This window comes from Bacillus sp. (in: firmicutes), from assembly GCA_017656295.1.
Lineage (GTDB): Bacteria > Bacillota > Bacilli > Bacillales > JACDOC01 > JACDOC01.
In genome coordinates this window covers 48,585-60,979 of record JACDOC010000007.1, presented here as the reverse complement: position 1 = coordinate 60,979, position 12,395 = coordinate 48,585, and the positions used below count along the sequence as shown (strand labels likewise).

General features: G+C 37.4%; 14 protein-coding genes. 11 read left to right on the top strand and 3 right to left on the bottom strand.

Annotated elements, in window-relative coordinates; translation table 11 throughout:
* Window positions 1-59: 59 nt before the first annotated feature.
* From H0Z31_08095 to H0Z31_08065, 7 genes are all read left to right on the top strand, one after another.
* Window positions 60-839 carry a TerC family protein gene (locus H0Z31_08095; GenBank protein MBO8177399.1) on the top strand — a complete coding sequence of 260 codons (780 nt, stop codon included), beginning with the start codon at window positions 60-62 and terminating at the stop codon, window positions 837-839.
* A 339-nt stretch (window positions 840-1,178) separates the two neighbouring features.
* Window positions 1,179-1,877: a toxin gene (locus H0Z31_08090; protein ID MBO8177398.1), complete on the top strand. Its 699-nt coding sequence runs from the start codon at window positions 1,179-1,181 to the stop codon at window positions 1,875-1,877.
* Between the two features lie 12 nt (window positions 1,878-1,889).
* Window positions 1,890-2,684, top strand: coding sequence for a thymidylate synthase (locus H0Z31_08085; GenBank protein ID MBO8177397.1), 795 nt, complete (start codon window positions 1,890-1,892; stop codon window positions 2,682-2,684).
* Window positions 2,681-3,169 carry a dihydrofolate reductase gene (locus H0Z31_08080; protein MBO8177396.1) on the top strand — a complete coding sequence of 163 codons (489 nt, stop codon included), beginning with the start codon at window positions 2,681-2,683 and terminating at the stop codon, window positions 3,167-3,169. The genes H0Z31_08085 and H0Z31_08080 overlap by 4 nt, the downstream gene beginning before the upstream one ends.
* Window positions 3,170-3,549: 380 nt before the next feature.
* Window positions 3,550-4,230, top strand: a complete 681-nt coding sequence (locus H0Z31_08075) for an SOS response-associated peptidase (protein ID MBO8177395.1) — start codon at window positions 3,550-3,552, stop codon at window positions 4,228-4,230.
* 84 nt (window positions 4,231-4,314) lie between these two features.
* On the top strand, window positions 4,315-4,566 hold the full coding sequence (locus tag H0Z31_08070; GenBank protein MBO8177394.1) for a DUF2535 family protein: 252 nt from the start codon (window positions 4,315-4,317) through the stop codon (window positions 4,564-4,566).
* Between the two features lie 94 nt (window positions 4,567-4,660).
* Window positions 4,661-5,503, top strand: coding sequence for a DegV family protein (locus H0Z31_08065; GenBank protein MBO8177393.1), 843 nt, complete (start codon window positions 4,661-4,663; stop codon window positions 5,501-5,503).
* A gap of 38 nt (window positions 5,504-5,541) precedes the next feature.
* Here the strand turns inward: H0Z31_08065 and H0Z31_08060 are convergent, their stop codons facing one another.
* Window positions 5,542-6,027, bottom strand: a complete 486-nt coding sequence (locus tag H0Z31_08060) for a hypothetical protein (GenBank protein MBO8177392.1) — start codon at window positions 6,025-6,027, stop codon at window positions 5,542-5,544.
* Window positions 6,028-6,259: 232 nt separating this feature from the next.
* On the opposite strand from H0Z31_08060, the gene H0Z31_08055 reads away from it, so the two are divergent.
* Together H0Z31_08055 and H0Z31_08050 are read left to right on the top strand one after the other, a co-directional pair.
* On the top strand, window positions 6,260-7,060 hold the full coding sequence (locus H0Z31_08055) for an SGNH/GDSL hydrolase family protein (protein ID MBO8177391.1): 801 nt from the start codon (window positions 6,260-6,262) through the stop codon (window positions 7,058-7,060).
* A gap of 19 nt (window positions 7,061-7,079) precedes the next feature.
* Complete coding sequence (locus H0Z31_08050) at window positions 7,080-7,649, top strand: YpmS family protein (protein ID MBO8177390.1); 570 nt, start codon at window positions 7,080-7,082, stop codon at window positions 7,647-7,649.
* A 33-nt stretch (window positions 7,650-7,682) separates the two neighbouring features.
* Here H0Z31_08050 and H0Z31_08045 read toward each other — a convergent pair whose 3' ends face one another.
* Window positions 7,683-9,050, bottom strand: coding sequence for an RsmF rRNA methyltransferase first C-terminal domain-containing protein (locus H0Z31_08045; GenBank protein ID MBO8177389.1), 1,368 nt, complete (start codon window positions 9,048-9,050; stop codon window positions 7,683-7,685).
* 305 nt (window positions 9,051-9,355) lie between these two features.
* Here H0Z31_08045 and H0Z31_08040 point away from each other — a divergent pair, with 305 nt between their 5' ends.
* Together H0Z31_08040 and H0Z31_08035 are read left to right on the top strand one after the other, a co-directional pair.
* Window positions 9,356-9,844: a PTS glucose transporter subunit IIA gene (locus tag H0Z31_08040; protein MBO8177388.1), complete on the top strand. Its 489-nt coding sequence runs from the start codon at window positions 9,356-9,358 to the stop codon at window positions 9,842-9,844.
* Window positions 9,845-9,936: 92 nt separating this feature from the next.
* Window positions 9,937-10,077 (top strand): YjcZ family sporulation protein, encoded by a 141-nt coding sequence (locus H0Z31_08035; GenBank protein ID MBO8177387.1) that lies wholly within the window; start codon window positions 9,937-9,939, stop codon window positions 10,075-10,077.
* Between the two features lie 273 nt (window positions 10,078-10,350).
* On the opposite strand, the gene H0Z31_08030 is transcribed toward H0Z31_08035, so the two are convergent.
* Window positions 10,351-12,174: a methyl-accepting chemotaxis protein gene (locus H0Z31_08030; protein ID MBO8177386.1), complete on the bottom strand. Its 1,824-nt coding sequence runs from the start codon at window positions 12,172-12,174 to the stop codon at window positions 10,351-10,353.
* Between the last annotated feature and the right edge of the window lie 221 nt (window positions 12,175-12,395).

Sequence of the window (12,395 nt, the reverse complement as noted above, 5' to 3'; positions counted from 1 at the left end):
GAAACAATTAAAAACTGATAACGGACAAGCAATGTCATTTAATGAGGAGGATTTTTTGAATGTCAACAATTTGGCAAGGGATGATTGAAACGTATGCCCAGTTTTTTGATTGGGATATGTGGATTCAAGTTTTGTCTGACCCTGTGAGCTGGGGATTAATTGGGACATTAGTTATATTAGAAGGACTGCTGTCTGCTGATAATGCGCTTGTTTTAGCGGTGATGGTTAAGCATTTACCGGAACAACAGCGGAGAAAGGCGTTGTTTTACGGATTATTAGGTGCTTATACGTTTCGTTTTATTGCTATCGGTCTAGGTTTATTTTTAATTAAAATTTGGTGGGTCAAAATTCTTGGTGCGGGTTATTTAGCATGGTTATCGATTAAATATTTTAAAGACAAGCGAACAGAGAAACAGGAAGAAGAATTTGAAGGAATAAATCAAAAAGGGATTCTTGTTCGGCTGTTCGGTACGTTTTGGGGTACGGTCGTAGCGGTTGAGTTAATGGACATTGCCTTTTCAGTCGATAGTGTTTTAGCAGCCTTTGGAATTAGCGATAAAGTTTGGGTTCTCCTGTTAGGTGGAATCTTAGGTGTCCTTATGATGCGGGGCGTAGCCGGATTGTTTTTAAAATTGATCGATCGCATTCCAGAACTAGAAACAACAGCCTATATCCTCATTTTCTTTATTTCTATTAAAATGCTCCTTTCTGTTTTCCATATTCATATCGACCATACGACGTTTTTTATTATTGTTGTGGGAATGTTTGTCGTTACATTTATCCGCCATTATTGGACAACGAAGCGAAAAGAACAAAAACGATCCGACCTTTCTTTATAAGGTCGGATTTTTTTACTAAATGGTTAATGAAGGACTGTTATTCTGTTCAAGGGTACATAATAAAGGGCACTTTTTCCACTTATACAGACAGTTTCCTAGAATTTTCGGACAATTTAGAAGGTTAAGCGAACAGTTTTCCTCTAAATTTCGACAAATTTTGTCGATATACCTCTCTTTTTTTAGACAAATTTCTTTTCTTATGACCTAATTCGCCTTCTCTACTGACTTATTCCATGAATACAGCGCGAAGAGTTTCCAGTATTTTAAGAAGATTCGATGATTAAATCTTGATATAATGAATCTAGGAAACTAGCAACGTAGAAAGGAAGTAGAAAGGCAATGTTAAAAAAAGGAAAAGTTTGGTTCTTGTTATTATTTCTCCTTTTCGGTACGTATGAGCCTCCAACGGCCGTCGATGGAATCGCCTATTCCCAAACTTCCTTATATGAGCAACTACCTCTCCAATCTTCAGAATTGATTTCCCAATTAGTGATTTTACCGAATGAAACATATAATGAAAAAGCGGTGGAGTCCATTGTTAACCGATTAGACCGTTTGCCGCCTCAATTACTGGAACGAATTAATCATGAACAGATTAAATTAAAATTGTTTGTTGGAACGTTGACTGAACAAAAAAGCGCTTCCCATTTAGTGAATGTACAACCACGTGGGTACGAGCATACAGCACTAACTTGGGACGATGTACCAGGAATCGGAGGTAGTAAAATTGTCTTAGTAAAAATCGGACATAGTGATCAAGGGATGGGGCATGGTTCCGTAAATTTAGAACTACATGAATTAGCCCATTCCATTCAACGTTATGTGTACAATGATATATCCATTCAAGGCGAATTTTTATCCATTTGGAAAGAAGAAGTACGACGGATTTTTCCAAAACAGCCGTATTTTATTAACTTTCCGGAAGAATACTTTGCAGAAACGTTTGCCATGTTTTATTATAATGAAGAAACGAAAGCCGTTTTAAAGGAGAAAGCGCCAAAGACGTTTTCTTTTTTTAAGAAGCTTGAAAATTTGTAAAGGGTGAAGCGGATGAGACAATATTTAGACTTAATGAAGCACGTATTAGAACATGGTGTTCAAAAGAATGACCGAACAGGTACAGGAACAATCAGTACATTCGGTTATCAAATGCGCTTTAATTTACAGGAAGGCTTTCCGTTATTAACAACAAAAAAATTACACTTAAAATCGATTATTCACGAGCTGCTTTGGTTTTTAAAAGGAGATACGAACGTTAAATATTTGCAGGAAAACGGTGTCCGTATATGGAATGAATGGGCAGATGAAAACGGTAACTTAGGGCCAATATATGGTTTTCAATGGCGCTCATGGCGCACGCGGGACGGAAGAACGATTGACCAAATCGCAAATGTGGTTGAACAAATTAAAAAGAATCCAGACTCTCGCAGATTAATCGTAAGTGCTTGGAATGTTGGAGAAATAGATGAAATGGCCCTGCCGCCATGCCACGCGTTATTCCAATTTTACGTAGCTGATGGAAAGTTGTCGTGTCAATTGTATCAACGGTCGGCGGACGTGTTTTTAGGTGTACCGTTTAATATCGCCTCCTATTCATTGTTAACGATGATGATCGCTCAAGTTTGCGACCTCGAACCGGGAGAATTTATTCATACGTTTGGGGACGTGCATATTTACTCTAATCATTTAGATCAAGTGAAATTACAATTAACACGAGAACCACGACCGTTACCAAAAATGAAAATTAATCCAAACGTCAAAGATATTTTTTCATTTACATATGATGACTTCCAATTAGTCGATTATGATCCACATCCTCATATTAAAGGGGAAGTGAGCGTATGATTTCGTTTATTTGGGCGATGGACGAAAACCGGTTAATAGGAAAAAATAATCAGCTTCCATGGCATCTTCCCGAAGATTTAAAGTATTTTAAACGAGTCACCATGGGGCATCCAATTGTGATGGGACGCAGTACCTTCGAGTCGATAGGCAAACCGTTACCTGGCCGAGAAAATATCATTTTAACTCGTGATGATAGATACAAAGCCGAAGGATGTACGATACTCCATTCGTTAGAGCAATTATTAGATTATATCGACGAGAAAAATGACGAAGTGTTTATTACAGGGGGCGCACAAATTTTTCAATTGCTTCTTCCTTTTGCCGATCGCTTATACGTGACACGAATTCATTATTCGTTTGAAGGAGACACGTATTTTCCAGACATTGATTGGTCAGACTTTCGATTAGTTAAAAGAGAAAAAGGGCCCAAAAATGAAGAAAATCCGTATGATTATGAATTTGAAATATACGAACGGTTTAAGTAAAACTTGTCGCTTGTTTGCGGCAAGTTTTTTAAAAAAATGGCTCTACCCTAAAATAACTGTGGATAACTTTTACTGTTATTTCATTCATCGATGTGCTAAGGGCAATTGGCATGAATGTCTGTTAAATGATACTGTTGGTATTTATACATTACGCTTGTGGCGGACGCTTTCCGCGGGCAAGCCGCAAGCCGCTTCCCTCGCTACGCTCAAGTATGGGTCTTGCCTGGCACGGCTGTTCCCGCTGGAGTCGCCGACTTTCGCTTCATTTAAACAACTTGCTAAAAATCAAAAATGACATATAACATAGCCTAAAAAATAAATGACAGATGGTTTAATTAATAAAAAAGTGGGAATAAAAAAATAAAAAAGGAAGAAGAGTTATGTGTGGACGCTATACGTTAATCGTCGAACCAAAACAATTAATAGAGGAGTTTCTCATTGACCATTTTCCCGAGGAATTTGACCTTCGCTATAATATTGCACCCACTCAACCAGTGTTAGGAGTCGTTGAGCGCAGCGGCGTCCGAAAGGCAGGTTATTTCCAGTGGGGGCTCATTCCATCATGGGTAAAAGACAGAAAAGCTTGGAAGCCATTAATTAATGCTCGAGCAGAAACGCTGCAAGAGAAGACGAGTTTCAAATCGTTGATTCATCGACGACGAGCGTTGTTGCTCGCAGATAGCTTTTACGAGTGGGGGCTTGTGAACGGAGTAAAGGTACCGTTTCGAATCATGCGGAAAGATAGCCGTCCATTTGCTTTTGCAGCCCTTTGGGACCGACATGTCGAGGGTAGGGATGAAAAGGTGACGTGTACCATTCTTACAACGGAAGCGAACGAGTTTATGAAATCGGTTCATCACCGGATGCCCGTCATTTTAATAACAGAAGAGGAAAGAAAGCGGTGGCTTGACGTGGAATCATATACGTTCCATGACACCACTGATTTTCTACAACCACTTGCAAACGATATGCTGATAAAATATCCGGTGCGACCGATTGTCAATTCTCCAAAAAACGATGTTCCCTTGTGTATAGAAAGGGATGAATCTGTCAAAATTTAATTGATTTTTTCGCATTTTACGACAACATTTGCAAATGTTTTAGGTTATAATAAAATCAAACGGGTGAAAAAGAGGATTGATATTTTGTTATTAAAAAACCTTGAGTTCAGAACGAATGTTGGACAGAAGGTAAAAATCTTGGATATCCCAGTATTGGAGGAAGATAATCCGTTATTTTTTAAAGTAAATGCACGATTACAGTTGTTTTTATCACAAATTCACCACCAGTCCAGTCCAAAAAAAGTGTACTCGTTCCGTGAGTACTTAAAGAAAGTGTTAAAATGGACGGAATATGAACAAATTTATCAAGTGAACGTATTAAAAAATAATGCATAAGCACGCCGTTTAGACGTGCTTTTTGTTGTTTTTTTTGAATATGATGGCATAAAAGATATAATAATTGAGAGTAGATAGATAGGAAGTGAAATTTTTGGCAAATATTCGTATTGTCACCGATTCGACAGTAGATTTACCGAATGAACAAATTGAAAAATTAAACATCCATGTTGTACCACTTACCATCACAATTGATGGTCAATCGTATTTGGATCGAACAGAAATTACGCCAACAGAATTTATCGAAAAAATGAAGCAGTCTTCGGAGCTTCCGAAAAGTTCCCAACCATCGATTGGTCGCTTTCAAGAAGTCTATGATCAATTGGCAGATGAAGGGTATGAAGTAATTTCCATTCATCTTAGCGGTAAATTAAGCGGAACCGTTCGGACGGCAGAGCAGGCTGCACAATTGTCGAGGGCCAACGTGACTGTCGTAGATTCCTTCTTTATTTCGTTAGCGTTAAGCTTTCAAGTATGTGAAGCTGCTAAAATGGCACAACAAGGTTATTCAAAAGAAGAAATTATTCAACGAATTACTGAAATTAAAGAAAATACGTCATTGTATGTCGTTGTTAGTACATTGGAAAACTTAGTAAAAGGCGGTAGAATTGGTCGCGGACGTGCCCTGATCGGTTCCTTATTAAATATTAAACCGATTGCTTGTTTAGAAGACGGTGAATATTCTCCAGTAACACAAGTTCGTAGTCAATCGCAAATCATTAGGTTTCTATTAAACGAAATGTTGAAAAAAGTGGCTGGAAAAGCGATTAAAGGAGTAGGTATTGCTCAAGCAGATGCGGTCGATCTCGCTATGAAACTAAAGGAAAAAGTAGTTGAACATACCGGATTTGAAAATGTTCAAATTGTTGATACGACCCCAGTCATCAGCGCCCATACGGGAACAGGGGCGATTGGATTTATGTTTTATGCAGAGTAAATAAAAGGTGACCAGATTTTTCTGGTCACCTTTTTTCGTTAACTAGGAAATGGAGTAGGTGTTGGGGGAGCATATCCTTCTTGATATATTGAATCAATGGCTTGGCGAATTTCATTTACCGAATGTCCTTGTTGGAACATATATATTGATTGATTAGCAATCTCTAGACATACGTTACATTTTGTTCCATGGTCATCCCAAACAACAGCATGTCCACTTTGTTCATAAATAAAGCAATCATAATTGTTTTTATGATTGGCGGAAAGCGCACATCCGCAATAGCAAGGGATATATTTAAGCACATGTTCGTGATTTGCAGCCAATTGATAGATAGTTTGGATTTCTTGATGTGCGGCCTGTAAAAACTTAGGAAGTTCATTTTTAGATAAAGTTTTTTCACGAATATCCCCATGTTCGGTATGGGTAACGGAAGATGAATCCTCGGTACTTTGTAAGGAACAAGCAGATAACACTAGGAATAGTCCGAAGAGGAGAAGTAGATAGTAGGACAAGTATTTTTTCATAAGCACAACTCCTTTTCGTATATACTAACATCATCATAGCATAAAAGGGTTTCAATGAACCATTTATTTTGCGCTTGATAACTCTGGATAAACCTGCATACAATAACTTTTAATAGGTACAGCAACGGTTCGGTAAAATGAAGCAAACTTTTAACAATTTTGTGACATAAACTAAAGAAAAAACTTTTACATCCGACGAATCGATGGCCGGAAGGTGTTAAGGGGGGATAATATGCCTAAGTGGTTATTCGTTACTATTTCATTTTTTTTTACATTATATGGGTGTACCTGGACTGGAGCAACTACCCATGTCTTTAAGGAGACATCTATTGTAGAAAAAGAGAAACCACCTAAAGACTTTATACCGAAAGAAGTGGCGATTGTGTCCATAGGAGATTCCTTAACCAAAGGGGTTGGAGATCGTACAAACCGTGGAGGGTACGTTCCATATTTACAACAGAAATTAGAATCTTTAAAATCGGTGAAAGAGGTCACATTTGAAAGCTTTGGTGTGAGAGGTCTCCGTTCGGATCAGCTATTAAAAAAATTGGACAAAGAAAAAACAATGAAAAACGCGTTGAAAGAAGCAGATATCGTTATAATTACCATTGGTGGGAATGATGTGATGAAAGTGTTTCAAAAGCATATTACCCACTTAAAACTATCATATTTTGAAGAAGCAAAAGTGGAGTATGAAAAGCGTCTTCAGGAAATCATTCAACACATTCGTAAAGAAAATAAAAACATTGGCATTGTGCTTGTGGGGTTATATAACCCATTTCACTTATGGTTTTCGGACATTAAAGAAATAGATGCCATCATTCGTAATTGGAATGAAACTGGAAAAAGGGTAATCATGCAATATCCGCAAACATCCTTTGTTTCGATAGAAGAAGTTTTTTATAATAAAGAAGATGACTTGTTATATGACGATTATTTTCATCCGAATGAAAAGGGCTATGCATTCATTGCAGAACGGTTATTTTACGTGTTAGAGAAAGACCTCTTTCATCTAACAGAAAACATCGAATGATGAAGGTAGAGGAGTAACAATGAAGAACAAATGGAAAGGGATTTTTTTAGTCTATGTAGTCTTACAGTTGATAGCAATTTCCATTTTTCTCGTTTGGATAATTCGTCCGGTTGAAAAAAAACAAGTAACGGACATGCCAAAGCGTGAAGGAATTGCGATCGAACTACAAACCACAAAAGAAGATGTCAATGAGATGATAAAACATTATTTAGAAAAAGAAAATATTTCTTCTCCGGTACAATTTGACGTGTATTTAACGGATAAGGTCGAGTTATATGGATCGCTTCCAGTATTTTCGGAAGAAATTCAATTTAAAATGACCTTTGAACCAATGGCATTAGAAAATGGTGATTTACTATTAAAACAAGAATCTGTTTCAGTAGGGAATTTAAACTTACCTGTCTCATTTATTCTGAAACTCATTCAAAAATCTTACCACCTACCAACATGGGTATCGATTGATCCAAAAGAAGAGGAAATTTACGTGTCCATGAGAGAATTGAACATTCGAGACGATTTAGCAATCTATGCCCAAACATTCGATTTAAAAAATAACGATATTTCGTTTTTACTTCAAATCCAACCATAAAGAACAGGTAGCCTATTTTGTGCTACCTGTTCTTTATGACATCCAGCGTAATCCTTTTGGATAAAAGTTTTTTAACGTTCCTTTTGCTTCTTTCGCCCAACCGATGGAATATCCGTCAATGGTCATCAATATCCATCCTCGATCTTTTTCGCCCGGTAACGTCTCCCCACGTAAATATCGGACCCATTCATCCGATTTTGTCGATAAATCGATTTGATGCTGTACTTGCGCTGGTTTAAGGTGCAGCGCGAAGGCATGATTTGGCTCAAATCGATTCTTTTTCATCTCGCCTAAGTGTAATCCTGGACGTATGACCTTTATTTTTGAAAAATCTGGGCAATCAAAAGGTAAAGAGTATAAATGTTGTTTTTGTAAATAGAATTGATTGGCTTCAAATTGGAGAATGTTTTCTTTTACAAACTGTTCATACTCTTTTAACTGGGCTTTTTTCAACCGAGAGCGAAATGGTTGGCTTTCGTATTCCGGTCCATCTGTTTTTTGTAATTTAGCAACGAAGTGTCCCTCGCCTTTGACATAATGAGGCCATAGGCGAGCTGTCAGTTTGAGATGTTTGTTATGCGAGCTAGTCCAGTCGGGCCGTCCCGGTTGAATCCCATGTTCTTTTTGGATGTTTATAAGTTTCATTTCTGGATATTCCTTTAAAACATAATCAATCGTTTGTTCATTTTCTTCAGGAGAAAAGGTACAAGTAGAATAAACTAAAATTCCACCTGGTTTTAACATTTGAATGGCATGTGCCAAAATTTGTTTTTGTTGCAATGCACATTGATTGACATGTTCTTCACTCCAAAATTCAATCGCCACCGGATCTTTTCGAAACATCCCTTCACCTGAACACGGGGCATCAACTAAAATTTTGTCAAAATAGCCAGGGAAGTTTGCGGCTAATCGTTCAGGGGTTTCGTTAGTTACTAACGTATTATTTAATCCAAAGCGTTCAATATTTTCAGATAAAGCTTTTACCCGTTTTGGATGAATTTCGTTTGCTACAAGCAAACCCTGAGGGCCGAGAAATGTCGCCAGCTGTGTCGATTTCCCACCAGGTGCGGCACATAGGTCAAGAACTTTTTCCCCTGGTTGTACACCTAGATTTTGGGCGACAAACATCGCACTTGGCTCTTGAATATAATATAGGCCTGCGGCATGATAAGGATGCTTTCCTGGATAATCTTTTGACTCATCGTAATAATATCCATTTGGTACAAACGGGATTGGGGTTAACTGAAACGGGTTGAGCTGTTCCCATTCTTCTTTCGTTATTTTCTGTTCGTTTATTCGTAAACCGGACGTTTTGGGCCCGTTGTATGTTTCTAAAAATAATTTTCCTTCTTCCCCAAGCAGATGGTTCATTTTATTGATAAAAGGAATTGGTAAATTCAAAGGGCAAACTCCTTTCTTCCACATTCATTCACCATTATGAACGGGGAAAAGGAAAAACGCAACCTCCCTTCCCATTATCCAAATGTATAAGCCGAATACTTTCCTTTTTTCTAAATCCTTGTTGATTAAATATACATACCCATTGAAAAAATTAGTGGAGGATGTATCCACCTAAAAGTGAATTAGACCATACTAAAATGGATTTATAAATGGCGTGTGAAACGTGTATAAACATTCATTCAAAGGATGTCTAACTTGCAAAACAACCTTTATTTGGTTAGTATGTAGTTCGGAGGGTGAGTACAATGTTTAAAAATTTATTTAAAAAAAATAAGACGGTTTCATTTGTAGCCCCAATGACGGGCAAAGTTATTCCATTAGAAGAAGTGCCAGATCCGGTATTTTCCCAAAAAATGATGGGGGACGGTTTGGCGATGGATCCAACCGAAGGAGTTGTTTATGCACCTGTTAACGGTGAAATTGTTCAACTTTTCCCAACAAAACATGCGATAGGGATCAAAACAAAAAACGGTTTAGAAGTGTTAATTCATATTGGAATTGATACCGTATCGATGAATGGTGAAGGTTTTACCGCACATATACAAACAGGGGATAAAGTAAAACAAGGAGATCCATTAATTTCGTTTGACCTTGATTTAGTAAAAGAAAAGGCGAAAAGTACCATTACACCAATGATTATTACCAATGGTGATGTTGTAGAGTCGCTAGAGAAGAAAGATGTCACTGAGGTAAATGCGAAAGAACAAGAATTGATGACAGTAAAAGTAAAATAATTTAGCAGAGGAAGTAGGCAAACACACAAACGTATACAAGGCAACTATCATACCGTAGTAAAAAATACAAAAAGATATGAGGAGTGAAAGGTATGTACTACGGTCAAGATTGTTGCGGGTATGGATATGGTGGGTATGGTTATCCGTGTGGGGTTGGAAATACGTTTGCGTTAATTGTTGTATTGTTCATTTTACTCATCATTATTGGTGCTGTTTGCTACTTCCCGAGGTAAGAGATAAAGTGTCCTATTACGTTAGGACACTTTTTCATTTTCAGTTGAAAAAAGGGTATGGGTGATGAATAAACACAACGTGATTGTCGTGAATGGCTGTAAGTAAAATAACATAATAAGAATATAGATATAATTGACAAAAAGTTCCGATTACATTTTGTAAAACCTATTACAATCTAAAGATATGACGAAAAAATCATTGATATTGAATAACGAATCTTCATATTAAAAAAGAGCTGAAAGGTATTTCTACCTATTCAGCTCATTATTCATTTATATTTTAAAATTGGAAATGAGATCACGGAGTTGTTCGGCTTGTTTAGAGAGCTCGTTAGCCGAAGCTGTCACTTGTTCCATCGCGGCGGAACCTTCTTCTGATGCAGCTGCGGTTGTTTCCGTATTGACCGCGGTTGCTTCAGCAATTTCATTCACTATGGCGAAGGAGCGAGCTACTTCATGACTTAATTCCATCGTTTGTTGAATTTGTTTAACCATTTCATCAATAATCAATGAAGTATGGTTCGAATAATGTAAAATGTGATCAAGATTTTCTGTCGTTTTGTTTGATATTTCTACTCCGGAGATGACTTCTTTAACTCCTTGTTGATTTTGCTTTACAATTGTATCGACTTCTTGTTGAATTGAATGAATAATAGCAGTAACCTCTTTAGCTGCATGTTGCGATTGTTCGGCTAATTTTCTAATTTCATTGGCTACAACGGCAAAGCCTTTACCATGATCTCCAGCACGAGCTGCTTCAATGGCAGCATTCAGTGCCAATAAATTCGTTTGATCAGCAATATTGGTAATCGTTTGAATAATTTTTGTGATTTCTTTTGACCGTTCCCCAAGTGACTCTACAGTTGCTGTCGTATCAGCCATTGTTTCCTCAATGTTCATCATAATGAGAGCCGCTTGTTTTACTGAATCTCCACCATTTTGTGCTGCTTGCCGCATATCATTTGCTGATTGTTTTACCCTTTTCGCATTTTCATCGAGTAAGCGAGCGGATTCTTCTAAAGCATTCATCTTTTCAAGGGATTCGTGCATTTTTAATGATGTTTGTTCACTACCGGAGGCAATTTCCCCAGTTGTTTCAGCAATCGATAAAATGGTTTTGGATGTTTCTTCCGCTGATGCGACCAGCTCTTGACTACTTGCAGAGACGTTTTCAGCAAGTTTTGTTACTTCCCGAACTAAACTTCCAATTCCTTCAATTAATAAGTTCGTATCTTGGGCTAACTGAGCCAACTCATCTTTCGTATGTACTTCAATGCGTTTTGTTAAATCTCCTCCAGCATTCGCAATTTCCACGATAGACTCACTAATTTTTTCAACATTTGTTTTAATTCGTTTTGATAACGTTATTCCAAAGAAAATCGATAAAAGAATAGCTAAAATTGATAAGGCAATCGTGACGAATTGAGCGATCGATACTTGATGATGTAGGGCTTCAATCCGCTGTTTCGATAAAGATTTTTCTTGTTCAATGACCGCTTCAATCTCGGTTCGAATTTGGTCCATATAATTTTTACCTTGGTACGATTCTACCATACTAAAGGCTACATCACGTTCATAATAGCGTCGTGTTTCAATAACTTTATCAATCCATCCCATCCAAAAATGGTAGAATTTTTGAATCGCTGCCAGTCGTTCAAGTTGGTCTGGTTGTCCTTTCAACAAATTCTCCAAACTTTTCATCTTTTCTTCAACGACTTCTTTCCCTTCGTTGTAAGGGGTTAAAAACTGATCATCGCCAGTGATGACGAAGCCGTGTTGCCCTGTCTCAATATCGACAAAAGCTTTGGAAAGTTCTTGCACCTCATTATGTACAGTCAAGTCATGTTCGACAACGTAATCAATCTCTCGTTCTAGCTTTTTCATATTTACATATGATGTGAGCGTTAGCCCAAATAAAACGACTGAAAGAATCCCAAATGAAAGTAACACTTTCCCGCGAATCGTTGAGAAATAGCTTGTAGATGGAGCGGGGATGATCGATTTAGGTGAATTTTGACGACGCTTCAGTGAAAACTTTGGAAGACGGATACGAGGAAATTTTAGTTTTGTTATTTTTTTGAAGTAAATCCGCCTCATCGTATTCCCCCCTTTGTGTGTCTTGATAAAAGTTTAAAATATTTATCAATATTTTAAACTTTTTGTCAAAAATTATCTAGTAATTAGTTGATTTTTACAAAAATGTCAGAATGAATCGTCGTTTTAGAGAGGGACCAGTAATCATTTCATTTAAGGTTTTGTCCATCGAATGAAAGATTTCTTTCAATTAATCATAGACATATAGAAAGAAAGGAAGGAAA

Excerpts from the sequence above, each read along its gene's own strand:
- H0Z31_08095 (MBO8177399.1), top strand. The coding sequence starts at position 60 with ATGTCAACAATTTGGCAAGGGATGATTGAAACGTATGCCCAGTTTTTT.
- H0Z31_08090 (MBO8177398.1), top strand. The coding sequence starts at position 1,179 with ATGTTAAAAAAAGGAAAAGTTTGGTTCTTGTTATTATTTCTCCTTTTC.
- H0Z31_08085 (MBO8177397.1), top strand. The coding sequence starts at position 1,890 with ATGAGACAATATTTAGACTTAATGAAGCACGTATTAGAACATGGTGTT.
- H0Z31_08080 (MBO8177396.1), top strand. The coding sequence starts at position 2,681 with ATGATTTCGTTTATTTGGGCGATGGACGAAAACCGGTTAATAGGAAAA.
- H0Z31_08075 (MBO8177395.1), top strand. The coding sequence starts at position 3,550 with ATGTGTGGACGCTATACGTTAATCGTCGAACCAAAACAATTAATAGAG.
- H0Z31_08060 (MBO8177392.1), bottom strand. The coding sequence starts at position 6,027 with ATGAAAAAATACTTGTCCTACTATCTACTTCTCCTCTTCGGACTATTC.
- H0Z31_08055 (MBO8177391.1), top strand. The coding sequence starts at position 6,260 with ATGCCTAAGTGGTTATTCGTTACTATTTCATTTTTTTTTACATTATAT.
- H0Z31_08050 (MBO8177390.1), top strand. The coding sequence starts at position 7,080 with ATGAAGAACAAATGGAAAGGGATTTTTTTAGTCTATGTAGTCTTACAG.
- H0Z31_08040 (MBO8177388.1), top strand. The coding sequence starts at position 9,356 with ATGTTTAAAAATTTATTTAAAAAAAATAAGACGGTTTCATTTGTAGCC.
- H0Z31_08035 (MBO8177387.1), top strand. The coding sequence starts at position 9,937 with ATGTACTACGGTCAAGATTGTTGCGGGTATGGATATGGTGGGTATGGT.
- H0Z31_08030 (MBO8177386.1), bottom strand. The coding sequence starts at position 12,174 with ATGAGGCGGATTTACTTCAAAAAAATAACAAAACTAAAATTTCCTCGT.